Source organism: Nonomuraea sp. NPDC048901 (assembly GCF_040649695.1).
GTDB lineage: Bacteria > Actinomycetota > Actinomycetes > Streptosporangiales > Streptosporangiaceae > Nonomuraea.
Map to the genome: position 1 here is coordinate 16154 of NZ_JBEZFW010000018.1, position 24527 is coordinate 40680.

The 24527-nt window shown below is 71.3% G+C and carries 22 protein-coding genes; 4 read left to right on the forward strand and 18 right to left on the reverse strand.

The features are described from left to right. Window positions 1-42 precede the first annotated feature (42 nt). A complete protein-coding gene (locus tag AB0C30_RS44320; RefSeq protein WP_357955504.1) occupies window positions 43-1704 on the forward strand; it encodes a class I adenylate-forming enzyme family protein in 1662 nt (553 codons plus the stop codon). Here AB0C30_RS44320 and AB0C30_RS44325 read toward each other — a convergent pair. Genes AB0C30_RS44325 through nuoB form a run of 6 tightly spaced genes read right to left on the reverse strand, consistent with a single transcriptional unit; the run spans window position 1701 to window position 8703 of the window. Beyond that, window positions 1701-3164, reverse strand: coding sequence for an NADH-quinone oxidoreductase subunit C (locus AB0C30_RS44325; RefSeq protein ID WP_357955506.1), 1464 nt, complete (start codon window positions 3162-3164; stop codon window positions 1701-1703). The two genes, AB0C30_RS44320 and AB0C30_RS44325, sit on opposite strands and share 4 nt — an antisense overlap. Then, window positions 3161-4645 (reverse strand): proton-conducting transporter membrane subunit, encoded by a 1485-nt coding sequence (locus tag AB0C30_RS44330; RefSeq protein WP_357955508.1) that lies wholly within the window; start codon window positions 4643-4645, stop codon window positions 3161-3163. Before AB0C30_RS44330 ends, AB0C30_RS44325 begins: the two co-directional genes overlap by 4 nt. Next, window positions 4645-5304: a hypothetical protein gene (locus AB0C30_RS44335; protein WP_357654682.1), complete on the reverse strand. Its 660-nt coding sequence runs from the start codon at window positions 5302-5304 to the stop codon at window positions 4645-4647. Before AB0C30_RS44335 ends, AB0C30_RS44330 begins: the two co-directional genes overlap by 1 nt. A 5-nt stretch (window positions 5305-5309) precedes the next feature. Next, window positions 5310-6236 (reverse strand): NADH-quinone oxidoreductase subunit H, encoded by a 927-nt coding sequence (locus AB0C30_RS44340; protein WP_357955510.1) that lies wholly within the window; start codon window positions 6234-6236, stop codon window positions 5310-5312. A 5-nt stretch (window positions 6237-6241) separates the two neighbouring features. Beyond that, window positions 6242-8269: a proton-conducting transporter membrane subunit gene (locus AB0C30_RS44345; protein WP_357955512.1), complete on the reverse strand. Its 2028-nt coding sequence runs from the start codon at window positions 8267-8269 to the stop codon at window positions 6242-6244. Further along, window positions 8266-8703: an NADH-quinone oxidoreductase subunit NuoB gene (gene nuoB, locus AB0C30_RS44350; protein WP_357955514.1), complete on the reverse strand. Its 438-nt coding sequence runs from the start codon at window positions 8701-8703 to the stop codon at window positions 8266-8268. The genes AB0C30_RS44345 and nuoB overlap by 4 nt, the downstream gene beginning before the upstream one ends. A 280-nt stretch (window positions 8704-8983) precedes the next feature. Between nuoB and AB0C30_RS44355 the strand changes: the two genes are divergently transcribed. The 3 genes from AB0C30_RS44355 (at window position 8984) to AB0C30_RS44365 (ending at window position 11252) form a co-directional block, all read left to right on the forward strand. Continuing rightward, window positions 8984-9382 carry a hypothetical protein gene (locus AB0C30_RS44355; protein WP_357955516.1) on the forward strand — a complete coding sequence of 133 codons (399 nt, stop codon included), beginning with the start codon at window positions 8984-8986 and terminating at the stop codon, window positions 9380-9382. 41 nt (window positions 9383-9423) lie between these two features. Then, the gene (locus AB0C30_RS44360) at window positions 9424-9783 is read left to right on the forward strand and encodes a nuclear transport factor 2 family protein (protein ID WP_357955518.1); all 360 of its coding nucleotides are present in this window, start codon (window positions 9424-9426) and stop codon (window positions 9781-9783) included. A 176-nt stretch (window positions 9784-9959) separates the two neighbouring features. Further along, window positions 9960-11252: an MFS transporter gene (locus AB0C30_RS44365; RefSeq protein ID WP_357955520.1), complete on the forward strand. Its 1293-nt coding sequence runs from the start codon at window positions 9960-9962 to the stop codon at window positions 11250-11252. A gap of 136 nt (window positions 11253-11388) precedes the next feature. Here the strand turns inward: AB0C30_RS44365 and AB0C30_RS44370 are convergent, their stop codons facing one another. The 12 genes from AB0C30_RS44370 to ruvX form a co-directional block, all read right to left on the reverse strand. Continuing rightward, window positions 11389-11622 carry a hypothetical protein gene (locus AB0C30_RS44370; protein ID WP_357654690.1) on the reverse strand — a complete coding sequence of 78 codons (234 nt, stop codon included), beginning with the start codon at window positions 11620-11622 and terminating at the stop codon, window positions 11389-11391. Window positions 11623-11766: 144 nt separating this feature from the next. Further along, window positions 11767-14322 (reverse strand): phenylalanine--tRNA ligase subunit beta, encoded by a 2556-nt coding sequence (locus AB0C30_RS44375; RefSeq protein ID WP_357955522.1) that lies wholly within the window; start codon window positions 14320-14322, stop codon window positions 11767-11769. Next, window positions 14322-15362 carry a phenylalanine--tRNA ligase subunit alpha gene (gene pheS / locus AB0C30_RS44380; RefSeq protein WP_357955858.1) on the reverse strand — a complete coding sequence of 347 codons (1041 nt, stop codon included), beginning with the start codon at window positions 15360-15362 and terminating at the stop codon, window positions 14322-14324. Before pheS ends, AB0C30_RS44375 begins: the two co-directional genes overlap by 1 nt. Before the next feature lie 169 nt (window positions 15363-15531). Further along, entirely contained in the window at window positions 15532-16620 is a 1089-nt protein-coding gene (locus AB0C30_RS44385) for a PAS domain-containing sensor histidine kinase (protein WP_357955524.1), read from the reverse strand. 50 nt (window positions 16621-16670) lie between these two features. Further along, complete coding sequence (locus tag AB0C30_RS44390; protein WP_357955526.1) at window positions 16671-17474, reverse strand: RNA methyltransferase; 804 nt, start codon at window positions 17472-17474, stop codon at window positions 16671-16673. A gap of 199 nt (window positions 17475-17673) precedes the next feature. Next, window positions 17674-18057, reverse strand: coding sequence for a 50S ribosomal protein L20 (rplT, locus tag AB0C30_RS44395; protein ID WP_219538506.1), 384 nt, complete (start codon window positions 18055-18057; stop codon window positions 17674-17676). Between the two features lie 23 nt (window positions 18058-18080). Then, entirely contained in the window at window positions 18081-18275 is a 195-nt protein-coding gene (gene rpmI, locus AB0C30_RS44400; RefSeq protein WP_225298242.1) for a 50S ribosomal protein L35, read from the reverse strand. Between the two features lie 124 nt (window positions 18276-18399). Next, window positions 18400-19017, reverse strand: coding sequence for a translation initiation factor IF-3 (gene infC, locus AB0C30_RS44405; RefSeq protein ID WP_357955860.1), 618 nt, complete (start codon window positions 19015-19017; stop codon window positions 18400-18402). Between the two features lie 500 nt (window positions 19018-19517). Next, on the reverse strand, window positions 19518-20375 hold the full coding sequence (locus AB0C30_RS44410) for a shikimate dehydrogenase (protein WP_357955528.1): 858 nt from the start codon (window positions 20373-20375) through the stop codon (window positions 19518-19520). Between the two features lie 331 nt (window positions 20376-20706). Then, window positions 20707-21861: an endolytic transglycosylase MltG gene (gene mltG / locus AB0C30_RS44415; protein WP_357955529.1), complete on the reverse strand. Its 1155-nt coding sequence runs from the start codon at window positions 21859-21861 to the stop codon at window positions 20707-20709. A gap of 226 nt (window positions 21862-22087) precedes the next feature. After that, the gene (gene mltG / locus AB0C30_RS44420) at window positions 22088-23110 is read right to left on the reverse strand and encodes an endolytic transglycosylase MltG (RefSeq protein WP_357955531.1); all 1023 of its coding nucleotides are present in this window, start codon (window positions 23108-23110) and stop codon (window positions 22088-22090) included. Window positions 23111-24044: 934 nt separating this feature from the next. Further along, the gene (gene ruvX, locus AB0C30_RS44425) at window positions 24045-24527 is read right to left on the reverse strand and encodes a Holliday junction resolvase RuvX (protein WP_357955534.1); all 483 of its coding nucleotides are present in this window, start codon (window positions 24525-24527) and stop codon (window positions 24045-24047) included.

Sequence of the window (24527 nt, forward strand, 5' to 3'; positions counted from 1 at the left end):
GTGATTTATCCGATAGCGCCGTCCACCGCGGGAGTACTTCGCATGACTCTTTCTCATGCCCAGGTCCAAGCCCAGCTCACCGGTCCTGGCCAGCTTTTCGAGATGGAGGAGATCGGCGATACGGGGGTGCGGACCTGGAAACACGCTCCGGCCCACTTCCGCGCCCTGCTGGAGATGAGCAGATACCACGGCGAGAAGGAGTTCCTCGTCTACGAGGACGAGCACATCACCTTCGAGGAGCACTTCAGGCGGGCGGCGACGCTGGCCAACCGCCTGGTGACCGACTACGGCGTGGCCAAGGGCGACCGGGTGGTCGTGGCCATGCGCAACTATCCGGAGTGGGCGGTGGCCTTCTCCGCCGCTCTCGCCGCCGGGGCTATCGCCGTGCCGCTCAACGCCTGGTGGACCGAGTCGGAGCTGGCCTACGGCGTACGTGACTGTGACGCCAAGGTGCTGATCGTGGACGGTGAGCGGGCCGTCCGGCTCGCCGGCACGGGCGTGCCGATGATCGTGGCCAGAGGCGAGGTGCCCGAGGGCGCGCGCTCGTTCGCCGACGTGCTGGGCGAGGTCAGCGGGGATGTGACGCTGCCGGACGTCCAGCTCTCCCCCGAGGATCCGGCCACGATCTTCTACACCTCCGGTACGACCGGGCAGCCCAAGGGCGCGCTGGGCAGCCACCGCAACCTGGGCCAGTCGCCGATGACCCTCGCCTACGGGCTGATCCGGGGGGTCGCGCTGGCGGGCAAGGACGTCGCCGCGGCGACGGGCACGCGCCGGGTGACGCTGCTGACCGTGCCGCTGTTCCACGTCACCGGCTGCTTCTCCGCGCTGACCACCACCATGTTCGCGGGCGGCGGGCTGGTCCTGATGTACAAGTGGGACCCCGGGCAGGCGCTGCGGCTCATCGAGCGGGAGCGGATCACCGCGATGATCGGCGTGCCGACCAACGCGTGGCAGCTGATGTCGCATCCCGACTTCGTCAAGTACGACCTGTCGTCGCTGACCACCCTCGGCTACGGCGGGGCACCGGCTCCGCCGAAGCTGCTGGAGCGCATCGGCGAGAACCTGCCCGACCGCGCCGCCTCCAACGGCTACGGCATGACGGAGACGACCGGCCTGGCCATCGGCAACGCCGGCCCCGACTACCTGGCCAGGCCCGACAGCATCGGCCTGCCCACGGCCGTGGTCGACGTCCGGGTGTCCGGCCCGCTGGGCGAGGAGCTGCCGCCCGGCGAGGTGGGCGAGCTGTGCGTACGCGGCGCGAACGTCATCATGGGCTACTGGAACAAGCCGGAGGCGACGGCGCAGACCTTCGTCGACGGCTGGCTGCACACCGGTGACCTGGCCAGGATCGACGAGGACGGCTTCGTCTACATCGTGGACCGGGCCAAGGACATGGTCATCAGGGCCGGCGAGAACGTCTACTGCGCCGAGGTGGAGGCGGCCCTGTTCGAGCACCCGGCGGTGGACGACGCCGCGGTGATCGGCGTCCCGCACGACGAGCTGGGCGAGGAGGTGGGCGCGGTGATCCGGCTCAAGCCGGGCACCTCGACCACCGCCGAGGAGCTCCAGTCCTTCCTGGCGGAACGCATCGCCAAGTTCAAGATCCCCGCGCACATCTGGTTCAGGGACGCGGAGCTGCCGCGCAACCCGGGCGGCAAGATCCTCAAGACCCACCTGCGCCGCGAGGTGCTGGGCGGCTAGAGATCGTTTCCCGCGTAGGACAGGTTGAAGCTCTTGTTGACCAGCGGGAAGTCGGGCACGATCGCCCCGCCCAGCGCGACCGGCAGGGCGGGCCAGTTGAAGAACGAGGGATCAGCGATCTTCACTCTGGCCAGCCGGCCGTCCGCGCCCAGCTCGACGCGGTGGACGATCGTGCCCCGCCAGCCCTCGACGATGCCCACGCCCGAGCCGCGCCGGCCGTCCGGCAGGCTCCAGTCACCCGAGGTGTGCGCCAGCCTCTCGATCAGCCCGATCGAGGCGGCGATCTCGTCGGCCCTGACCTGGAAGCGGGCCAGCACGTCTCCCCCGGCCCGCACCGCCACCGGGAACGGCCCCAGGTCGATGAACGGATGGTCGCGGCGGGCGTCGACGTCCAGCCCGCTGGCCCTGGCCACGTAGCCGAGCGTGCCCAGGTCCGCGGCGGCCCGCTCGGTGAGCACGGCGGTGCCGGTGAAGCGGTCCGACACCACGCCGTGGCCGAGCGCGAGCCCGACGATCTCGGCCACCTCGGCGCCGAGCGCCGCGAGCCTGGCGGTGTCGGGCAGGGCCAGCGGCTCGGCGCCGCCGAGCCGGATCGCGCCGCGCAGCAGGCGGTGGCCGGTGACCTCCGCGTTGACGCGCAGCAGCTGCTCGCGGACGGTGCCGCAGTGGGCCTGCAGCACGCTGTGGGCGACGTCGTTGCAGAGCGCGCCCAGGTCGGTGACGTGGTTGTAGAGGCGTTCGAGCTCCAGCAGCACGGCTCTGGCGCGCTGCGAGTCGGGGTCGACGGCCGTGCCGGTGGCCTCCTCGACGGCCAGGCAGTAGGCCAGGGCGTGGCCGACCGAGGTGTCGCCGCAGACCCGCTCGGCCAGGGCCAGCCCGTCTTCCGGCCGGCGGCCCTCGAAGAGCTGTTCAAGGCCCTTGTGCACGAACCACAGGCGGGCCTTGAGCTTGAGTATCGTCTCGCCGACCACCGAGAAGCGGAAGTGGCCCGGCTCGATGCAGCCCGCGTGCACGGGGCCGACCGGGATCTCGTAGACGCCGTCGCCCTCCACGTCGCCGAACGGGTACGGGCCCTCGGGGTCGCCGAACGACGGGGGCGGGCCCGCGTCGGGGAGCATCGGGTACCAGCCTCTGGGCCAGTGGTGGTGGCGGACCAGGCGGCTGGGCAGCGGGTGGTCTTCGGGGGTGATGCCGTACAGGTCGCGGATCTCCCGCTCGAAGCGCCCGGCCGGGAAGGAGAGGGTGGCCAGGCTGGGTACGGCGGGTTCGGTCAGGCGTACGTGGAGCTCGGCCCGCCTCGCCGGACGGGCGGCGGTGAACAGGTAGACCAGCCGGAAGCCGTCGTCCTCGGCGTGCGCGGCCACGAGCGCGACGCGGTGTCCCAGAGCCAGCAGCTCGGCGACGCACCCGGCGAGCTCGCCTGGCCCGATCTCGGCGACCAGCGGGAGCGTGGCCGTCATCGCGCACCTCCCATGGCGCTCAGCGGCGGTCCGGCGGTCGCGATGGTCACGGCGGACTCCAGGAGCGGCCGGAGCGGCCCAAGCGTCACTCCGAGCACCGCGCACGCCACCAGCCCGACGACCAGCGCCACACCCGCGCCACGCGACCGCCCGCCAGACCCCTCCTCCAAGCCCGGTGGCGCGGTGCCGAGCAGCATGCGGGCCGCCACCCTGCCCACCCCGGCGACGATCACCAGCATGAGCACCAGCGCGGGCGCCACCGCCCAGCCGAGCCCGGCCGCGAACCCCGCCCGCACGATCCCCAGCTCACTGGCGAACAGGCTGAACGGCGGCAACCCCAGCAGCGCCAGCAGCCCGAGCCCGAAGGCCGCGGCCAGCCCTGGCGCCCGCCCGCCGAGCCCGCGCACCGCGTCGACGCTGCTGCTCCCGGCCGCCTGCTGGATCCGTCCCGAGCCGATGAACAGTACCGACTTGCCCAGCCCGTGCCCGAGGATGTGCAGCAACACCGCGCCCAGCGCCAGCCCGTTGCCGATGGCCGCGCCGAGCGCGATCAGCCCCATGTGCTCGATGCTCGAATAGGCCAGCATCCGCTTGAAGTCGCGCTGCCCGATCAGCAGCGCCGCCGCCACGGCCAGCGACGCCAGCGCCACCACGATCAGCAGCATCCGGCAGAACCCCGCCCCGAGCGCCACGTCGGAGACCACCTTGACCCGCAGGATCGCGTAGAACGCCACCGACAGCAGCACCCCGGACATCAGCGCCGACACCGGCGCGGGCGCCTGGCTGTGGGCGTCTGGCAGCCAGGCGTGCAGCGGCGCGAGCCCGGCCTTGGCGCCGAAGCCGAGTACGAGCAGCACCACCGCGATCCGCGTCACCCCCGGGTCCAGCCGCCCGGCGTGCCCGGCGAGCGAGACCCAGTCGAGCCCTTCGCGCGAGGACAGCCCGGCGTGTACGGCCGCATAGTGCACCATCACCAGGCCGAGCAGCGCGAGCGCGATGCCGACCGAGCAGATCACCACGTACTTCCAGGCCGCCTCGGTGGCCTTCCTGGTGCGGCGCTGCCCGACCAGGAACGCGGTCAGGATCGTGGTCGCCTCGACCGCCACCCAGAGCATCCCGAGGCTCGCGGCCAGCACGGCCGTCGCCATCGCCGCGACGAAGCACTGGGTGAAGATCCCGTAGCTACGGGCGGCCCGCGACCCCGTATGGCCGGCGGCCGCCTCGGCCCGCAGGTAGCCGGGGCTGGCCAGCATCGCCAGCAGCGCCACGACGCCGATCACGATCAGCATGTACGCGCTGAGCGCGTCCACCCGCAGCAACCCCCACAGCCCGCTCCCCTCACCGGCCCGCGCGAGCAGGACGGCGGCGGCGAGCAGCCCGCCCGCGGACAGGGCGCCGAGCCACTCCGTCACGCGATTCCAGCCGAACACGGCATACAGACAGGCGGCCGCGAGCGGCAGCGCCACCGGGACGATCACCATCAGTCGTGCAGCTCCCGTAGCTCGTCGAGGTCGGTGCCGCCGAACGCGGCCCGCATCCGGGTGGTCAGAACCTGCAGCGCCAGTACGGCCAGCAGCACGTCGAGGGAGACGCCCAGCTCCACCACCAGCGGCACCCCGGTGGTGGTGAGGAAGGCGGCGGCGGTGATGGCGTTGTCCATCAACAGGAACCCGACCACCTGCGACAGCGCCCGCCTCCTGGTGACGAGGACGAAGAAGCCCACCAGCAGCACGGTCAGCGCGATCGGCACGGCCTGGGTGGCGGGCGTGGGCGCCAGGCGTACGAGGGGCTGGGAGACCGCGTACGCGAGCATCGTCAGGACGGCCGTGACCAGCAGCGACGCGGCGACGCTGACGTGCGGCCGGGCCTCGCGCCCCTCCTCGCCGGCCGCCAGCGCGCGCCGCATGAGGTAGGGCAGGAGCACCGCGCGCAGCAGCCCCACCCCGAGCCCGAGCACGGTCAGCTCGACGTCGGCCTCGTGCAGCCCCCTGACCGCGATCAGGGCGCCCAGCGCCACCCCCTGCAGCCCGAACAGCCAGATGATCGCGGCCAGGTCGCGCCGCCACAGGACCAGCACCCCCGTCAGCAGGAAGGCGCCGCAGGCCAGGTCGAGCGCCTGCACGTACACGGGATCAGTCATCTCACTCACGCCAGGAAGAAGGAGGCGGCGACCGCCAGCAGGGCCATCAGGAACGAGCCGGCCAGCAGCTCGGGGATGCGGAACAGGCGCAGCTTGGCCATGAACACCTCACCGGCCGCCAGCGTGCCGCCCAACAGCGCCACCTTCAGGGCGAACGCCACCACGGCGACCAGCAGCATGATCGGCCCGGCGCCCGCGGTGGCGATGCCGACCGGCGCGAACAGCGCGGCGAACAGCCCGAGCATGACCGTGAGCCGCATCGCCGAGGCCCACTCGATGAGCGCCAGGTCGGGGCCGGCGTACTCCAGGATCATCGCCTCGTGGATCATCGTCAGCTCCAGGTGGGTCGACGGGTTGTCCACCGGGATCCGGCCCGACTCGGCGATCGTGACCACCGCGAGCGCGACGGCGGCCAGCAGGCTCACCGGGGAGATGACCGACAGCGGGCTGCTCGCGGTCTCGGTGACGATCGCGCCGAGGTCGGTGGTGCCCACGCGGATCGACAGCGCGAAGACGGCCAGCAGGATCGTCGGCTCGACCAGGGCGAGCACGGTCATCTCCCGGCTGGCGCCCATCCCGCCGAACGCGGTGCCCGTGTCGAGCCCGCCCAGGGCCAGCGCCACCGAGCCGAGCGCGAGCAGCGCGGCGACCGCGAACAGGTCGGCGACGCCGTCGAGCGGCGAGGCGGCGGTGACCAGCGGCACCGCCGCCGCGACCACCAGCGTGGTTCCGGCCAGCAGCGGCGGCGCCGCCCTGAACAGGTAGCCGGTGCCGCGCGGGGCGATGGGCTCCTTGCGGGCCAGCTTGCGCAGGTCGCGCCACGGCTGCCGCACCCCGGCGCCCGCGCGCCCCTCCAGGCGGGCCCTGACCTGGCGCATCAGGCCGGCCAGCAGCGGCGCTCCGGCGGCCACCACGAGTACTTGCAGCACCATGGCGATCACGAGATCACCGCCAGCACGATCAGCACGCCGGTCAGCGCGTAGAAGCCGTAGGACAGGTAGCGGTGGACGCTGCCGTCGGCCAGCCGCCGCGCCCGCGCGCCGAGCCTGACGGCGGCGGCCAGTACCGGCTCGTACAGCCGCCGTTCGACCCGGTCGGGCACCCTGGCCCGGAACCGTACCCGCTGGACCAGGTAGGCCGACTCTTTGACGGCCGTCACGTCGATGGCGCTCTCCGGTTGCAGGGCGTCGACGAAGACCCGTTGGAGTGGTTCGGCGAAGGAGGTGGCGGTGTACTCCATGCGGGCCGAGACCGGTCCCGCGCCGCAGTCCCACAGGCGGGCCGGCCGGCGTGGGCGCCGGGCGGCCACCGCGCGGACCAGCGACAGCACCGCCGTCACGGCCCCGGCCAGCGCCAGCGCGATGAGGACCGGCGAGATCGAGCCGGTGATCGCGCTCAGCCGGAGCGTCACCTCCCCGGTGACCGGCCGGCTCGCGGGGATCACCCCCGTGACGGCCTCGGTGAGCGCGGGCAGGACCAGCGCGGGGTCGAGGGCGAGCAGCAGGCAGGCCGCCGCCGCCAGCGCCGTCCCGCAGATCGCCGTACGCGGGCTCTCCACCGCCCGTTCGGCGCCCGGGCTGCGCGGCCGGGCCAGGAACCCGACGCCGAACGCCTTCACGAACGTGGCCACCGCCAGCCCCGCCGTCAGCGCGATGGCGCCCACGGCCAGCGGCATCGTGACCGCGCCCGCCACCCCCGAGGCGGGCAGCGCGTGGATGAGGCTCTGCAGCAGCAGCCATTCGCTGACGAAGCCGTTGCCGGGTGGCAGCGCCGACGCGCACAGGGCGCCGACGGCGAACAGGGCCGTGGTGTACGGCATGCGGGTGCGCAGGCCGCCGAGCGCGTCGAGATCCCTGGTGCCCGTGGCCCGATGGACCGAGCCGGCCGCCTGGAACAGCAGCGTCTTGAACGCGGCGTGGTTGACGACGTGCAGCAGGGCCGCGGTGAGGGCGAGGGCGGCCAGCGGGCCGGCGCCGTCGGCCGCGAAGAAGCCGGCCGCGCCGACGCCGATGAGCACCAGGCCCATGTTCTCGGTGGAGGAGTAGCCGAGCAGCCGCTTCAGGTCGGTGGCCATGGCCGCGTGGAGCACTCCGTACAGCGCCGAGAGGGCGCCGAGCGCCAGGACGATCCACCACCACCAGACGGGGCCGCCGCGCAGCAGGTCGAGGCCGACCCTGACCACGCCGTAGACGCCCATGTTGACCATGGCGCCGCTCATCAGCGGCGACACGTGACCGGGCGCGGCCGGGTAGGCCCTGGGCAGCCACACGTGCAGCGGCACGATCCCGGCCTTGGCCGCGAACCCGGCCAGGGTGGTCAGGAAGATCACGTCCTTGGCGACGGGCGACAGCTCGGCGGCGCGCAGCTGGTCGAAGCCGTCGCCCGTGGCTCCGGCCGCCAGGTAGCAGAGGCCGCACATGATCGTCACCAGGCCGAGGTGGGTCATGACGGCGTACCAGAGCGCGGCCTTCCTGACCGACGGCCGGTCGCGGTGCTCGGCCGCCACGAGCAGGAGCGAGGTCATCGCCATCAGCTCCCAGCCGAACAGGAACGTGCTCACGCTGTCAGCCGCCGGCACCAGCAGCAGCGCGGCCACGAACAGCGGCATGACCGCCCGCGTCGGCCTGGCCCCGGCCACCGCCTGCGACTCCGCCGACCCGGCCACGAGAACCGCGGTGCCGGAGCCGATGCCGTGGATCGCCGCGCACACCGTAACCGCGCCCGTGATGGCGGTGAACAGGCCGCCGAGCGGGTCGAGCGCCAGGCGCAGGCCGCTCAGAGGCAGCAGGTCGGGCAGCCAGGCCGACCAGCCGTGGCCGAGCGTCGCCCGCACCCCCGCCACGGCCGCCACCACGCCGGCCAGCGCGGTGATCGCTTCCGCCGCGACGGTGATCGCGCGTGGGCGCGGCAGGGCGAGGAGGGCGGCGGCCAGGCAGAGGCCCAGGGCGCACGCGTAGAGGATCATCGCCCGGTCATCCCGCGCAGCGCCTCGATGATCGCCTCGGGCGGCGGCGGGCACCCGGTCACCTCGATGTCGACCGGGACCACGTCACCCACCGCCCCCACGACGCCGTACGCGCCCGCGAACACCCCGCAGTCACGCGCGCAGTCGCCCAGCGCGATCACCATGCGCGGCTCCGGCACGGCCTCGTAGGTGCGGCGCAGCGCCATCTCCATGTTGCGCGTGACCGGCCCGGTGACCAGCAGCGCGTCGGCGTGCCGCGGTGAGGCGACCAGGCGGGCGCCATAGCGCTCCGCGTCGTAGACCGGCCCGAACACCGAGGCGATCTCCACCTCGCAGCCGTTGCACGAGCCCGCGTCCACGTGGCGGATCTGCACCGATCCCGACAGCTCGGACGTTTCGCAATCTTTCCCGCGTTCCAGCGGCGGCTCGGCCATCCGCCCCGTCTTCCGGATTTTTCCCCACAGACCCACTGCGACCCCCCATCGCCCCGACCTGGGAGAACACCGTCCCGCGCCGGGCTGACCACTATGCCGCGCACGCGGGCGGCTCGGAGTGCGCACCGCTAAAGATCTCCCTCGGGACAGTCTTTTGAGAGCCGCGGCCCAGGTGGAGCCGGAGATAAGCGCGCGCATTACCTCTGGCGTAATCGCGGCGCCCGCACCCCCGCTGACATGGTTCTCATGTCCGAACGAACCGCTCGAAGGGAGCGCCGAAATGACCGCCCTCACTCTGACCGACCGGGCCAGGTTCCTGCGCCTGGCGCTGGCCTCCGACGCCGTCGTCACCGGTGTCAACGGGCTCGTCTACCTCGCCGCCGCCGGCCCCGCGAGCGACCTGCTCGGCCCGGACGCGGGCCTGCTCAGGGCGATCGGCGTCTTCCTTCTCGCGTACGGCGCCGCGGTCGGCCTGCTGGCGAGCCGCCACGTGATCAGCCTGGCGGCGACCAAGGCCGTGATCGCGCTCAACGCCGTCTGGACCGTGGGCAGCGTGGCCGCCGTGGTCACCGGGATGACGGAGTTCACCACGCCCGGCGCGGTGTGGGCGATCGGCCAGGCTCTCGTGGTCGGCGTCTTCGCCGAGCTGCAGATCATGGGCCTCCGCCGGCTCCGCTGACCCCCTCCTTCTCTCAATAACCCCCGAAAGGTAGAAAGATCATGAACAACGAACTGGTCGACCGCTACATCGCCGCCTGGAACGAGACCGACGCCGACGCCCGCGCCAAGGCCGTGGCCGAGGTCTGGACCGAGGACGCGACCTACACCGATCCGCTGGCCGAGGTCTCAGGGCACGCCGGGCTCGCCGCGCTGATCGAGGGCGCGCAGGGCATGTTCCCGGGCTTCGTGTTCAGCCCCGGTGAGGTGTACGACGCCCACCACGACATCGCCCGGTTCACCTGGCACCTGGGCCCGGCGGGTGAGGAGCCGGTGGTGGTCGGGTTCGACGTGGTGCAGTTGGCCGCGGACGGCCGGATCGCCAGGGTCCTGGGCTTCCTGGACAAGGTGCCCGCCGCCTGAAGACTGCTTCACCAGGCGACATCGCTTCGCCGGGCCCCTGGAGACTCTCCGGGGGCCCGGCCTTGTGCCGGAGCTTGCCCGTGCCATGGGCCACGGCATGAACCGCTTGCCCGTGCCATGGGCCATGGCATAAACCGTTTGCCCGTGCCGAGGGCCGCGACGCAGAATCAGATCTCGTGGCCGATCAACTGAAACGCCTGCTCCGCGGGCTGGCACCCGACCTGGGCCCGCTGCGCGACTCGCGTGACTATCGGCTGCTCATGGCATCCGGTGTCATCACGATGTTCGGCACGTTCATCACCATGGTCGCGGTGCCGTACCAGATGAAGGAGCTCACCGGCTCCTACGTGGCGGTCGGTCTGGTGAGCCTGGCCGAGTTCGTGCCGATGGTGGTGTGCGGGCTGTGGGGCGGCGCCATCGCCGACGCGCTCGACCGGCGCACGGTCATCCTGCTCAGCGAGCTGGGGCTGATGGTGACCTCGGGGCTGCTCATGGTCAACTCGCTGCTCCCCCACCCGCAGGTCTGGGTGCTCTATGTGGTCGGCGCCCTGGCGATGGGCGTGGGCTGCCTGCAGCGGCCCAGTCTGGAGGCGCTGATCCCGCAGGTGGTCAGGCACGACCAGCTCGCCGCGGCCGCGGTGCTGGCCAACCTGCGCTGGAACCTCGGCGCGATCGTCGCCCCGGCGCTCGGTGGGCTGCTGGTGTCGGCGTTCGGCACGGCCGTCGCCTACGGCCTCGACACGGTGAGCTTCGTCCTTTCCCTGATACTGCTGTGGCGGATCAAGGCCGTGCCGCCCGCCGAGGACGCCACGCCCGCGTCGCTGAGTTCGCTGGTGGAGGGTGTGCGCTACGCGGCCGGGCGGAGCGACCTGGTCGGCACCTACCTGGTCGACATCGCCGCCATGCTGTTCGCGATGTCGACGGCGCTGTTCCCGTTCCTGGCCGACCAGCTCGGCGCGCCTCAGGCGCTCGGGCTGCTCTATTCGGCGGGTGCGGTGGGCTCCCTCGTGGCCTCGCTCACCGGCGGCTGGACGGCGCGCGTCCACCGCCAGGGCATGGGCGTGATCATCGCCGCGACGCTCTGGGGTGCCGCGATGGCACTGGCGGCGGTGATCCCGAACGTCTGGGCGATCTTCCTCTGCCTCGCGCTGGCCGGGGCGGCCGACATGATCAGCGGCATCTTCCGCATGACGATGTGGAACCAGACGATCCCCAACGAGCTGCGGGGCAGACTGGCCGGCATCGAGCTGCTGTCCTACGCCAGTGGCCCGATGCTCGGCAACGCCCGGGCCGGGCTGATGGCGCAGTGGGGCGGCGCCCGGTTCTCCCTGGGCGCGGGCGGCGTGCTGTGCGTCGCGGCGGTGGCCGGGCTGGCGGCGGTGTTGCCGAAGTTCCGCGGGTACGACTCGCGCACCGACGAGCACGCGCTGACCGAGAAGGCGCGCCGAGAGAGCCGCCTCACCGCCTAGGCGCGGCTGCCCGCCTGGAGCCACGGCTGTGGCCGGCCCGCCGCACCGCCTGGAGCCGCTGTCTGCGGCCGGCCCGCTCCACCGCCTTGAGGCACGCTGTGGTCAGCCCACTCCACCGCCTTGAGGCACGCTGTGGTCAGCCCGGCTCGCGCCAGCCGTCGTGGTCTTCCACGAGGGCGTCGACCTCCGGCAGGCCGCCCTCGTCGAGCCCTTCCAGGACGACCAGCCACTGCGCGTCCTCGGCGTCGTCCTCTCCGGCGAGCGTCTCCCGCACCACCTGGGGTGTCCCCAGCGCGGGGAACCGCTCGCCCAGCGCCTCCGCCACCTCCTCGGCGTCGTCACGCTCGGCGAACACCAGCAGATGCCTCATCTCCGGCCTTTCATGCGTGCGGCCCGATACGCCGGGCTCCTGCGCGAGGTCGCGTACACCGGACTCATGCGCGAGTCTGTTTGGGGGACTCATGCGTGAGGTCCGGTACGGCGGACCGTACCGGACCTCGTGGCGACTGGACGGTCAGGCGCTGCGGAGCTGGGCGCCGACGCGGTCGGCGGCCATGGCCACGGCGGCGTCACGAGCCGCCGTCGTCTCCTCCACCGTCAGCGTCCGGTCGGCGGCGCGGAAGCGCAGGGTGTAGGCGAGCGACTTGTTGCCCTCCCCCACCTGCTCCCCCGCGTAGACGTCGAACAGCCGGATCGACTCCAGCAGCTCGCCCGCCCCGTCACGCAGCGCCGCCTCCACGTCGGCGACCGGCGTGAAGTCGGGCACGATCAGCGCCACGTCCTGGGTCGCGACCGGGTAGGACGAGACGGCCGGCGCGTCGACCGGGCCCGGCATGGCCGAGTCCAGCTTGGACAGTTCCAGCTCCATCGCCGAGGTGCGCGGCGGCAGTCCGTAGGCCTCGGCGACGCGCGGGTGCAGCTCGCCGGCGTGGCCGACGAGCGTGTCGCCGACGTAGAGGGCGGCGCACCTGCCGGGGTGCCACGGTTCGTGCTGGTCGGCGATGACCGACAGCTCGACTCCCGCCTCGGCCGCCACCAGCCGGGCCGCTTGTACGGCGTCTGCCCAGCACTCCTGGCGGCCCTGGCCCCACCAGCCGGACCGCTCGAACTCGCCGGCCAGCACGACCGCGACCCGGTGCGGCTGGTCGGGCAGAGCCGTGGCGATCGAGGCCAGCTCGTCGTCGCTGGGCCGGCGCTCGACACCCAGCACCGGCGCGGTGTCCGGCGCTCCCTCGCGCGGCCGGTAGACCAGCCCCGACTCGAACAGGGCCACGTCGGAGAAGCCCCGCCCGGCGTTGCGTACCAGGGTCTTGAGCAGCCCCGGCAGCAGCGTCGTGCGCAGCAGCGGCTCGTCCTCGGCCAGCGGGTTGGCCAGCCGCAGAGCGCGGCGGCGCGCGTCGTCGGCGGGCAGTTGCAGCGCGTCGAAGTCGCCCTCGCTGATGAACGGGTAGGCGAGCACCTCGACGTAACCGGCGGCGGCCAGGGTCCGGCCGACCCGCCTGCGCAGCCGCTGCCCCTCGGTCAGCCCGGCGCCGGCCGGAGCCTTGGGCAGCACGGAGGGCAGCCGCTCGTAGCCTTCGAGGCGGATGACCTCTTCGGCCAGGTCGTTGGGGTCGGTGAGGTCCGGCCGCCAGGACGGCGGGGTGACCGTGAGCATGTCGTCGCCGGTGACGGCCAGCTTGGCCGCCAGCTCGCCGCCGGTCACGACCCCGGTCGGGTCGACGCCGCCCCTGCGCACGGCCGGGTCGTCGCCATCGGTCACGACGCAGCCGACCTGCTCCAGGCGGCGTACGACGGTCTCCTTGGAGTAGGGCACGCCGGCCACGTCGCCCGGGTGGCTCGCCGGAATGGCGATGCGCGCCGGCTCGACGTCGACCTCGGCGTGCGTCAGACCCGGCCGTACGGTGGCGCCGCCCAGCTCGGCCAGCAGGCTCACCGCCCGCCACGAGGCCACCAGCGGCAGCTCACGGTCGACGCCGCGCTCGAACCGCTTGGACGCCTCGGACACGAGGTTGTGCCTGCGCGACTCCCGGGAGATGCCGGTCGCCGAGAAGTGCGCGGCCTCGATGACGATGTCGGTCGACTCGCCGGAGATCTCGGTCTCCAGTCCGCCCATCGTGCCCGCCATCGAGATCGGGCCCGACTGGTCGGTGATCAGGATGTCGTCGGGGTCGAGCTCGCGGGTGACGTGGTCGAGTGTTTCGAGCCGCTCGCCCTGCCCGGCCCGGCGTACGACGATCTCGCCGGTGAGCTTGGCCCGGTCGAAGGCGTGCAGCGGCTGGCCGAGCTCCAGCATCAGGTAGTTGGTGATGTCGACGGCCAGCGACACCGGCCGCATGCCGGCCCGCGTCAGGCGTACGCGCATCCAGAGCGGGCTCTGGGCGGCCGGGTCGAAGCCGGTGACCTCGCGCAGCACGAACCTGTCGCAGGCGGTCGGGTCGCCGATCGAGGCGGGCCACGCCTGCTCGTCGGCGGCGGGCAGCTCGACGTCGGCGGGGTCGTGGAAGGGCACCTCGAAGGCGGTCGCGGCCTCGCGGGCCACGCCCCTGACCGACAGGGCGTAACCGATGTCGGGGGTGATCTCCAGCTCGATCACGTCGTCGCGGAGCCCGAGCAGCTCGACCACGTCGGCGCCGATCGGGGTGCCGGCGGGCAGGACCATGATGCCGCCGTGGTCGTCGCCGAGACCGAGCTCGCGCTCGGAGCAGATCATGCCCTCGGACAGCCGCCCGTAGGTCTTGCGCGCGCCGACCTCGAAGCCGCCGGGCAGCACGCCGCCCGGCAGCACGACCGGCACGCGGTCACCGACGGCGAAGTTGGTGGCGCCGCAGACGATCTCGCGCGGCATCGCCTCGCCGACCTCGACCTTGCAGTGCCTGATCGGCTTCTTGAAACCGGTCAGCTCCTCGATCTCGAGCACCTCGCCGACCACGACGTTCTTCACGTCGTGGCCGTGGGAGGTGATCGACTCGAGCTTGAGCCCGGCCGCGGTGAGCTTGTCGGCCACCTCTTGTGCGGTGACCGCCGGGAGATCGGCGTGCTCCCGCAGCCAGGAGAGCGGGACCTTCATCAGATCTCCAATCCGAACGGAAGCGTGAAGCGCACGTCTCCCTCGACCATGTCGCGCATGTCCTCAGCGTTGTGGCGGAACATCAGCGTGCGTTCGATGCCCATGCCGAACGCGAAACCCGAGTATCTCGACGGGTCGACGCCGCAGGCGATCAGCACGCGCGGGTTGACCATGCCGCAGCCGCCCCACTCGATCCAGCCCTCGGACTTGCAGGTGCGGCACGGCGGGTTGCCGGGGATCGCCGAGGCGCCGCGGCAGACGAAGCACTTGAGGTCCATCTCGGCCGACGGCTCGGTGAACGGGAAGTAGTTGGGCCGGAACCTGGTGGTGATCCCCTCGCCGAACATGACCTCGGCGAACCGGTCGAGCGTGCCCTTGAGGTGGGCCATCGTCAGCCCCTCGTCGATCGCCAGGCCCTCGACCTGGTGGAAGACGGGGGTGTGGGTGGCGTCGAGCTCGTCGGTGCGGAACACCTTGCCCGGCGAGATGACGTAGCACGGCGCGCCCCGCTGCAGCAGCGCGCGGATCTGCACCGGCGAGGTCTGGGTGCGCAGGACCATGCCCGACTCGGTGGACTCCACGAAGAAAGTGTCGTGGTCGGAGCGGGCCGGGTGGTCCTTGGCGATGTTGAGGGCGTCGAAGTTGAACCACTCACCTTCGAGCTCGGGGCCCTCGGCCACCTCGTAGCCCATCGCGACGAAGGTGTCGGCGATGCGCTCCTGCATGGTGGTCAGCGGGTGGCGGGCGCCGCGCGGCTGCCGGTCCCACGGCAGGGTGACGTCGACGGCCTCCTCGACGAGCACCCGGGCGTCGCGCTCGGCCTCCAGCTCGGCCTGCCGGGCGGCGAGCGCCTCGTTGATCGCCTTGCGGGCGCCGCCGACGCGCTTGCCGGCCTCGGCGCGGGCCGCGGGCGGCAGAGCGCCGATCTCGCGGTTGGCCAGCGCGATGGGCGAGCGGTCGCCCGCGTGGGCCAGCCGCGCCTGCTTGAGTGCGTCGAGGTCGCCGGCCGTCTTGATCGCCGCCAGGGCGTCGGCCTCCATGCGGGACACCTCGTCGGCATGCAACGGTGTCACCTCGACGGGGTCGTAGTCAGACAAGAGTGAGCTCCGTATCCAGGGCTTGAGCGTGACAGAGTCTAGTGGGATCCGCCCACCGGGCCCGACTCCCGCCGCTTCCCGTAATCGGGCCGCGCGGACCGCACCTGGCTAACTACACCGTGGCGAAGTCGGGTGTGCCGGTGGGCACGGTAAATCGGAACTCCGCCCCGCCCTCGGGCGCGCGCTGCACGGTGATCGTGCCACCATGCGCCTCGACCAGGCCCTTCACGATGAACAGGCCGAGCCCGGTGCCGCCGCGCCGGCGGCTGTTGCCGCGCCAGAACTGCCGGAAGACGCGCGGAGCCAGCTCGGGCGCGATGCCCTCGCCCTCGTCGCGCACCGACACGGCAACTCCCCATCCGACGGACTCGATGTCTATGGTGACGGTGCCGCGTCCGTGGCGCACCGCGTTTTCCATCAGGTTACCGAGGATCTGGTCGACCTTGTCCTGGTCCAGCCACATTTCGGGCAGGTGGTCGCCGACGACGAGGCGGAAGCGGTCCTCGGCCTCCCCCGCCGCGACGCGGCCCGCGATGATGCGCCGCGCTCTGGCGGGCACGTCGACGACCTGGCGGTGCAGCTCCAGCCGGCCCGACTCGATGCGGGAGACGTCGAGCAGCTCCGTGATAAGCCTGGTCACGCGGTCGGCGTCGTTGTTGACGGTCTCGAGCATGACGCGTTTCTGCTCGTCGGTGAAGCGGGTCCACTTGGCCAGCAGCGTCGCGGTGAAGCCCTTGACGCTGGTCAGCGGCGAGCGCAGCTCGTGGGCGACCGTGGAGACCAGGTCGGCGCGGCTGCGCTCCAGCCGGGCGCGGGCGCCGCCGTCACGCAGGGTGATCGTCACCCGGTCGACGTCGCCGCACCGCTCGGGCTCGCGGGACAGCCGGGCCGCGACGTAGAGCTCCTGCCCGCCGGGCAGGTGGATGGGGCGCTCGGGCACCCTGCTGCGAGTGCGCAGGCCGCCCTCGGGGTCGAGGGCCTTCCACCACTCGCGGCCGTCGTGGTCGCGGAAGGGGAAGACCTCGTTCATGTCCCTGCCGACCGCCCGCTCGACGGTGACGCCGGTGAGCCGCGCGGCGGCCCGGTTGACGGCCAGCACGCAACCGAATCTGTCGGTCACGATGAGGCCGTCTGGAAGATCGTCAATGGCTATCGTGCACGCGGAGGCGACCACTCGACCATCGGTGTCTGCGCCGTGCACGAACTCGCCTCCTCCGCCTACAAGGCCGACAATAGCGGGTTTCCAGCCGCCTAGGGCACTCGCTGAGCCCTGGCGGAGGAGTAAAGGCATACCGCGGCCGCGGTGGCCAGGTTGAGGCTTTCGGCCTGTCCGTAGATGGGCACTCTGACCACATCGTCGGCTTCGGCGAGAACCTCCTCGGGCAGACCCCATGCCTCATTTCCGAAGATCCACGCGGTGGGGCCCGACAGGTCGACGTCGTCGAGCGTGTGCTTGCCCGCGCCGTCGGCCGCCAGCACGCGAAGTCCGCGCTCTCTGAGTTGACGCACGGCCCCTGCCACCGGAGTACCGATGGTGACGGGCAGGTGGAACAAGCTGCCCGCGCTGGCGCGTACACACTTGCCGTTGTACGGGTCGACGGAGGCGTCGGTGAGGATCACGGAGTCGGCGCCCGCGGCGTCGGCGGCGCGCATGACGGTGCCCGCGTTGCCGGGGTCGCGCACGTGCGCCAGGACCGCGACCAGGCGCGGGTCGCCCGACAGGGCTTCGTCGAGCGGCACGTGCACCAGCCGGCAGACGGCCAGCAGCCCCTGCGGGGTGACGGTCTGGGAGAGCTCGGCCATGACCTCGCCGCTGGCCCGGTGGATCGGGATGCCCTTGAGCGTCGCGTCGGTGATCAGCTCGGGGTGGCGCAGCTCGGCTTCGGCGGTGGCGAACAGCTCCAGCGTCACCCCTTCGAGCTTGAGCGCCTCGCGTACGGCCTGGGGCCCCTCGGCCAGGAACTTGCGGTCCTGCTCCCTGAAGGCGCGCTTGGCGAGCCGTCTGGCGGCCTTCACGCGCGGCGACTTCACGTTGGTCAGCTCGGATCCGGCCATGCTCTCCCCTGATGATCTGTACGGCCGGTCGCACCGGCCGCGTGCCCGGTCGTGGCGCCCGCGCGTACAGCGGTCGTACCCGTACACACAGCAGTCGTGCCCACGCGCGCAGCGGTCGCGGCTCCTGTGCACACAGCAAAGGGCCCACCATCAGGTGGGCCCTCGGCTAGAGCCTCGCCGGGCTCCTTTGTCAAGCGCCTCAGCTCGCGGCCGGGGCGTTCACGTTCGCCGGCAGCGCCTTCTTGGCGGCCTCGACGAGCGTGGCGAAGGTCTGGCTGTCGTTGACCGCGAGGTCAGCGAGGATCTTACGGTCGACCTCGATGTTGGCCAGCCGCAGACCCTGGATCAGACGGTTGTACGTCATGCCGTTCTGGCGGGCAGCGGCGTTGATCCGCTGGATCCACAGACGACGGAACGCACCCTTACGGTCCTTGCGGTCCCGATAGGCGTACGTCATCGAGTGGAGCATCTGCTCCTTGGCCTTGCGGTACAGACGTGACCGCTGGCCACGGTAACCGGAAGCCCGCTCGAGAACGACCTTGCGCTTCTTCTTGGCGTTGAGCGCCCGCTTCACGCGTGCCATGTTCTATCTCCCCGGGGGTCGCGCTACTTGGCGAGCAGCTTCTTGATTTTCTTGGAGTCAGCGTCGGACAGGACGACTTCGTTCTTGAGACGGCGCGTCAGCGTGGACGACTTCCACTCGTTGTAGTGCGCGCGATTGGCCCGGCGGCGCACGACCTTGCCGGTGCCGGTGAGCCGGAACCGCTTCTTCGCACCGCTGTGCGTCTTCATCTTCGGCATTCGCCGTCTCTCCTCAATTCGTCCGTGCCGGTGGCCGGGCCGGTGCTGGCCGACCCGGTCGCGGCGTCTTCGTCTGGCGGGGTGGCTGTCGGGGTGTGCTGTTAAGGCTAACCCCAACCGCGGGTCACGCTTCCTGTATGGGAGCTTCCTGCTCGGAAGTCTCCAGCTCGGAAGGCTCCTCGCCGCCACGCTGTGCCTTGGCTGCGGCCTTTTCGGCCTTTGCCTCGGCCTTCTTCTTGTGCGGACCGATCACCATGATCATGTTACGACCGTCCTGCTTGGCGTGGGACTCGACGAATCCCAACTCCTGGACGTCGTCCGCGAGCCGCTGCAGCAGCCGGAAGCCGAGCTCCGGCCGGGACTGCTCGCGACCACGGAACATGATCGTGACTTTGACCTTGTCTCCCGCCTTGAGGAACCGCACCACGTGACCCTTCTTGGTCTCGTAGTCGTGCGGGTCGATCTTCGGCCGGAGCTTGATCTCCTTGATGATCGTGTGCGCCTGATTCTTGCGCGCCTCGCGCGCCTTCATCGCGGACTCGTACTTGAATTTGCCGTAGTCCATGAGCTTGCACACGGGCGGTCGAGCCGTGGCCGCGACCTCGACGAGGTCGAGGTCGGCCTCCTGAGCGAGCTTGAGGGCATCGTGAATGGAGACGATGCCTACCTGCTCGCCGTTCGGGCCCACGAGGCGAACCTCGGGAACTCGGATACGCTCGTTGATGCGGGGCTCAGTGCTGATGGGGCCTCCTAGGTTTGCGTTCCCGTACGTGCTCGGTGCCGAGGAACTCCGCGCAAACGCGAAAAGCCCCGCACGTCGCGCATGCGGGGCCACTGAGCTCTTTGGCATCGTGGCCGTAAGCTCCCCGGAGTAAGTCCGGCGTGATCCTGGACCCGGCCGCCTCTCGGCGACTCAGGTGGGAGGGAGACCTCCGCTTGCGCGTCCAGCAAGGCATGCCGGACCGATCAGTGAGCTACGCTACCACAACAACGAGACTTCTTCGAATCATCCCCGCTGGCCAGGGGTCTGAGCGGTAAATTCTGTCCAGAAAATTAGCCAGAAGGAGGGCATGTGACCGATCTCGAAGAGAGCAAGTGGCAGCCGTAGGACGCTCGGGGCCCGACCTGAGCGCGCTCGACCTCACCCGCGACAAGAGCGGCATGATGCGGGATGTCGACCTCGAGGGCATCAAGTGAGCTACGTTCTCGACACCGCCTGGTTGATCCTGGCCGCTCGCTTGATCAACCCGTTCGACTGGCCGACCGTCTGAGGATCTCCGCCTCGCCGGCCGCGCGCATGGCCTCCACCGGCACATCCGTCCGGCCCGTCATCAGCTCCACCTGCCGTACCGCCTGGTGCAGCAGCATCCCGAACCCGCCGACCACGGTGCCGCGCCCAGCCTGGACGGCCGCCGCCGCGCTGGTCGGCCAGGGCGAGTAGACCACGTCGAAGAGCGCCGGAACCCGCGCCAGCCGCGCCGCGAAGGCGTCGGCCGCCCCGCTCGGCAGCGTGGACACCACCAGATCCACCCGCGTCGAGACATCGAGCTTGTCGAACGTCTCGATCGCCAGCGCCATCCCGAGCCGCTCGGCCACCCCGGCCGTGTCCCCCGCCCTGGCGGGATCGCGTACCAGCAGGGTCGCGGAGTGCAGCCCCAGGTTGCGCAGCGCGGCCAGCGTCGAAGCGGCGGTGGCGCCACCGCCCAGCACGGTCGCCGACCTCGGCGCCGGCACCCCCGCCTCGGCCAGCGCCCGCTCGATGCCGTAGACGTCGGTGTTGTCCCCATGGCTCGCGCCGTCGCGGAACACCACGGTATTGGCTCCGCCCACCTCGACGGCCAGGTCGGAGACGGTGTCGAGCAGCGGCAGCACGGCCCGCTTGAGCGGCATGGTCAGCGACAGCCCCGCCCAGGCCCCCTCGTCCCCCGGCACCTCTCCGCGGCGCGGCCTGAGCTCCCGCAACAGCCCGGGCAGCCGGGCCTCGTCACACTCGCGGGCCTCGTAGCTCCACCCGTCGAGCCCCATCGCCTGATAGGCCGCCCGATGCAGGTAGGGCGACAGCGAATGCGCGATCGGCGACCCCAGCACCCCTGCCCGCACGCGGTTCTCCTCTCCATGCCTTACTGCCTGCTGTTTTTCGTGGCTTGTCTTCTATGCAGCCGCTTTTGTACGGCATGCCCGTCCGTACGGCATGCCCGCTTTGGTGCGGCATGTCGCACGAAAGCGGCATGCCGCCCGTGCCGTTTGCCGCCTGTACGGCCGCCTTCGTACGGCATCCCTGTCTGCGGTACGGCATGCCCAGCCGACCCCAGTCGCCGTACAGGGCTCAGGGCCTCCAGGGAGACGGCCGCTGAGCCCGCACATGGCCGGGCGCCATTACGAGACGGTGAGACCGGTGGCGTGGCCGGCTTCCGCCGTTTACCCGGCGGCGTCAGCCACCGTTTCGGCGGTATTCGTTGAGCAATACCTGGAATTCCGCGTCCGTGACGGCGAACTTGGTGATGTGGCTCTTGGGGTCGGTGGCGACGAAGTAGAGCCAGGGACCCTTGGCCGGGTTGAGAGCCGCCTCGATCGCCGCGTCGCCCGGGTTGGAGATGGGGCCGGGCGGGAGACCCAAGTATTTGTAGGTGTTGTACTTGGAGGTGCTCTGCAGCTGCGCGTGCGTCGCGGACGTGCCCTTCTTGTTCGTCGCGTACATCACCGTGCTGTCCATCTTCAGCTGCATCTCCGGCTCATGGTCGAGCCGGTTGTAGATGACGCGGGCGATCTTCGGCATGTCCTCGTGCCGGCCGGCCTCGGCCTGGATGATGCTGGCGATCGTGATGATCTCGGCGGGCGTGCGCCGCAGGGCCTTGGCGCCGCCCACGAGGTCGGCCTTCTCCGCCGCCTGGTTGAACCGTTCGACCATCTGCGACAGCATGTCGGCCGGCGTGGCCTTCGGCTGGAACTCGTACGTGGCGGGGAAGGCGTAGCCCTCCAGCCTGCCCTTCGCGTAGGACGGCAACTCCATCTCGCTGGTGTCCTTGGCGGCGGCGGCGAAGTCCTTCAGCGGCTTGCCGGTCTTGTCGGCGAGCCGGGCGAGGACGTCGGAAAGGCGCAGCCCCTCCTCGAACGGGATCCTGACGATCAGCTTGTTGGCCGAGCCGAGCATCGTCACCGCGTTGGCGGCGGACATCCCCTTGCGCAGGGTGTATTGGCCCGGCTGGAGCGCGCCGCTCTTGTTGGCGTTGGCGATCGCGTTGGTGAACGCCCTGGCGCTGGCGACGACCCCCTGCCGCTCCAGCTCCACCGCCACGTCGGAGGCGGTCTGGCCGTCCTTGATCTCGATGGTCACGTCGCCCTTGCCCTGGCCGGTGAAGTCGTCGGGCACCAGAGCGCCGCTGATCCACTGATAGCCGAAGTAGCCGCCGCCGCCGAGGATGCCCGCCAGGACGATGAAGGCCAGCAGCGGTGCGATGAAGCCGCCTCGGTTACGGCGCCTGCGACGTCTGCGGCTGCCGCCTTTGCCGTTAGCTCGGCCGCGGCGCCGGGAGGAGCCTTCGTCGTCCTCGGCGCCGAGCAGGAAATCCATGTCGAGATCGTTCATAGGTGCGCAGGCCAATCTCCCGGTACGTACGGCCCGGCGTCAAGTGGCACTGCCGAACCGTTGGGGGTCACCGAGCGGGGGGTTCGCCGGCCGTGCACCCACGACCGGCGAATATCACTCTGGGTAGCCATGCTAGAGGACAAGGAGAGCGCGCGGGCCCCCTCCCGGGGGCTCCGCTCGGGGATTTCGAAGATCCCTCGCGGGAAGTGGGGGGTCCCGGCAAGCATCATTTCGTCCCGAGGTTTCGGTGCAACTCTTCCCGGTATCTCACGAACTCGCTCTCTTTGTCGGTGAATTTGGTGATTCTATGCGCCGGATCCGTCGTCACAAACCAGCGCCAATCACCGCTCGCCGGATGCAAGGCCGCTATCAGCGCCTTCTCTCCGGGATTGGCGATGGGCCCCGGCGGCAGTCCGGTGTGCCGGTAGGTGTTGTACGGCGATTGGACCTTGGTGTCGCTCTCGGTGACCTTCAGGGTCCGCTTGCCCAGGGCGTACAGGACGGTGCTGTCGATCTGGAGCCGCATGTCGCGCTTGAGCCTGTTGTAGATCACTCTGGCGATCTTGGGATAGTCCTCGTCCCTGCCGCCCTCGGCCTGGATCATGCTGGCCACCGTGACGGCCTCCAGCGGGCTCAGATGCACGTGCGGGGCCTTCTTCACCAGCTCCACCTGCTTCGCCGCCGCGCCGAACCGTTCCACCATCGCGGTCAGCAGGTCGACGGCCTTGTCCCCGGGCTCGACCTCGTACGTCGCCGGGAACAGGAACCCTTCGAGCCCCTTGGCGTATTTGGGCAGCCCGACGAGAGCCGTGTCAACCGCCCGCAACTCCTTGAGAGCCAGCCCGGACTGCGCGGCCAGCCGGACGAGCGTCTCGGACGCCCGCATGCCCTCGGGCACGGTGACCCGCCTGACCATCCTGGAGGCGGGCGCGAGCAGCAGGTCGAGCGCGGCGCCCGCGGCCATGCCCTTGCGCAGCCGATAGTGCCCCGGCCGCAGGTGTCCCGCCACGGCACGGTCCTCGGCCACGTTCACGAACGACCGCGCGCTGGCCACCACCCCGGCCTCGGCCAGCACCGCGCCGACGTCGCCCGCGTTGGCACCGGGCGGGATCCGCACGGTCACGGGCCCGCCGCCGGTGCCCTCGAAGTCGTCGGGGGTCAGGTACGGCTTGAGCGCCACATATACGCCTACGCCGAGCGCGGCGATCGACGCCGACACCACCACGCCGAGCAGCGCCACCGTACGCACGGCCGACCGCTTCTCGCGCCGCCGAACCCCACGAACGTCCCCGCCGCCCTCGGTCCCGGCTCTGCCCCCGGTCCCGGTCCCGGCTCCGGCCTCAGACGCGCCACTGCCACCGCCCCGGGCCGCCCCGGCTGCCAGGCCACCGACGCCCGGTGATTCGCCCGGATCGGTGCCAGCGACGCCACCATCGGAGACCTGGCCGTCAGAAGACGCGCCGCTGTGGGACGTGCCACCACCAGAAGGCCGCCCGCCGTAGGAAGGCGCGCCATCGTCGGATGGAGCGCCACCGTCGGAAGGCCCACCGCCGTCGGGCGAGGCGGCATCGGACTGCGCCCCACCCTCGGACGACGCATCACCGGAAACCCCGCCGCCGTCCGACAAAACGCCATCAGAAGGCGAGCCACCGTCGGATGGAGCACCACCGGCGAGCCTCCCACCGTCGGACAAGCCGCCGTCGAACGGCGCACCACCCTCCGACGACGCACCACCAGGAAGCCGCCCGCCCTCCGACAGCGCGCCATCAGAGCGCGCGCCACCATCAGACGGAGCACCACCGGGAGGCCGCCCGCCGTCCGCCGGGGCGGTCGCGCCCAGGTCGTCCGCGCGGCACTCTCGTCCGTCCGCTGCGTACTCCCCTGTCACCGGCACGTCCAGAGCCTCTGACGCGTCCGGCCCCAAGGGACCGTTGGAGTCCGAGGACACGCCGGTTCCCGAGGACATATCGGCGTCTGAGGACATATCGGTGTCTGAGGGTGTCGCGGAGTCCGAAAGCGCTTCGGTATCCGAGGGCACATCGGCGTCCGAAGACGGTGCTGTGTCCGAGGACGGGAAGAAGGGTTCCGGGACGAACGGGATCAGGTCGTCATCCTCGTCCGGAGGTGGCCCGCTCATGCGGCCACCCCCGCCCGTTCCCCGCCGCCCCCGGTGAGACGCCCGGTCATGAGGCGGGTCCGCCGTCCGCCCCGGAGGGCGGATCGACGGGCCTGCCGGGTGGTCTGTCCGTGGCTCTCTCGACGTCGAGCGCGTCCTGCAGCAGCACGACCGCCGCCGCCTGGTCCACGACCGCGCGCTGCTTCTTGGCCCGCACGCCGCTGGCCCGTAGTCCCTGCTGCGCCGCGACCGTGGTCAGCCGTTCGTCGAAGAGGCGGACGGGCGTGGGCGCCAGTCGCCGGGCCAGCGCTGTGGCGAATTCGCGGGCCAGCGCGGCGGCCTGCCCTTCGCGGCCCGACAGCGAGGTGGGCAGCCCGACCACGACCTCGATCGCCGAATGTTCGTCGGTGATCGCCGCGATGCGGTCGAGGTCGCCCTGGCCTCGCCTGACGGTCTCCACCGGAGTGGCCAGCAGGCCCGAGGGGTCACTGCGGGCCACTCCGATGCGTACGGACCCGACGTCCACGCCGATACGTGAACCGAACCGCAT

What these genes read in the sequence shown, in the direction of transcription:
- AB0C30_RS44360 (WP_357955518.1), top strand. Translation starts at nt 9,424, where the DNA reads ATGAACAACGAACTGGTCGACCGCTACATCGCCGCCTGGAACGAGACC.
- AB0C30_RS44390 (WP_357955526.1), bottom strand. Translation starts at nt 17,474, where the DNA reads ATGGCCGGATCCGAGCTGACCAACGTGAAGTCGCCGCGCGTGAAGGCC.
- AB0C30_RS44345 (WP_357955512.1), bottom strand. Translation starts at nt 8,269, where the DNA reads ATGATCCTCTACGCGTGCGCCCTGGGCCTCTGCCTGGCCGCCGCCCTC.
- pheS (WP_357955858.1), bottom strand. Translation starts at nt 15,362, where the DNA reads ATGGAGGCCGACGCCCTGGCGGCGATCAAGACGGCCGGCGACCTCGAC.
- mltG (WP_357955529.1), bottom strand. Translation starts at nt 21,861, where the DNA reads ATGAACGATCTCGACATGGATTTCCTGCTCGGCGCCGAGGACGACGAA.
- rplT (WP_219538506.1), bottom strand. Translation starts at nt 18,057, where the DNA reads ATGGCACGCGTGAAGCGGGCGCTCAACGCCAAGAAGAAGCGCAAGGTC.
- ruvX (WP_357955534.1), bottom strand. Translation starts at nt 24,527, where the DNA reads ATGCGGTTCGGTTCACGTATCGGCGTGGACGTCGGGTCCGTACGCATC.
- AB0C30_RS44340 (WP_357955510.1), bottom strand. Translation starts at nt 6,236, where the DNA reads ATGGTGCTGCAAGTACTCGTGGTGGCCGCCGGAGCGCCGCTGCTGGCC.
- AB0C30_RS44370 (WP_357654690.1), bottom strand. Translation starts at nt 11,622, where the DNA reads ATGAGGCATCTGCTGGTGTTCGCCGAGCGTGACGACGCCGAGGAGGTG.
- AB0C30_RS44330 (WP_357955508.1), bottom strand. Translation starts at nt 4,645, where the DNA reads ATGGTGATCGTCCCGGTGGCGCTGCCGCTCGCGGCCGCCTGTCTGTAT.
- nuoB (WP_357955514.1), bottom strand. Translation starts at nt 8,703, where the DNA reads ATGGCCGAGCCGCCGCTGGAACGCGGGAAAGATTGCGAAACGTCCGAG.
- AB0C30_RS44335 (WP_357654682.1), bottom strand. Translation starts at nt 5,304, where the DNA reads ATGACTGATCCCGTGTACGTGCAGGCGCTCGACCTGGCCTGCGGCGCC.
- AB0C30_RS44325 (WP_357955506.1), bottom strand. Translation starts at nt 3,164, where the DNA reads ATGACGGCCACGCTCCCGCTGGTCGCCGAGATCGGGCCAGGCGAGCTC.
- AB0C30_RS44320 (WP_357955504.1), top strand. Translation starts at nt 43, where the DNA reads ATGACTCTTTCTCATGCCCAGGTCCAAGCCCAGCTCACCGGTCCTGGC.
- AB0C30_RS44375 (WP_357955522.1), bottom strand. Translation starts at nt 14,322, where the DNA reads ATGAAGGTCCCGCTCTCCTGGCTGCGGGAGCACGCCGATCTCCCGGCG.
- rpmI (WP_225298242.1), bottom strand. Translation starts at nt 18,275, where the DNA reads ATGCCGAAGATGAAGACGCACAGCGGTGCGAAGAAGCGGTTCCGGCTC.
- AB0C30_RS44355 (WP_357955516.1), top strand. Translation starts at nt 8,984, where the DNA reads ATGACCGCCCTCACTCTGACCGACCGGGCCAGGTTCCTGCGCCTGGCG.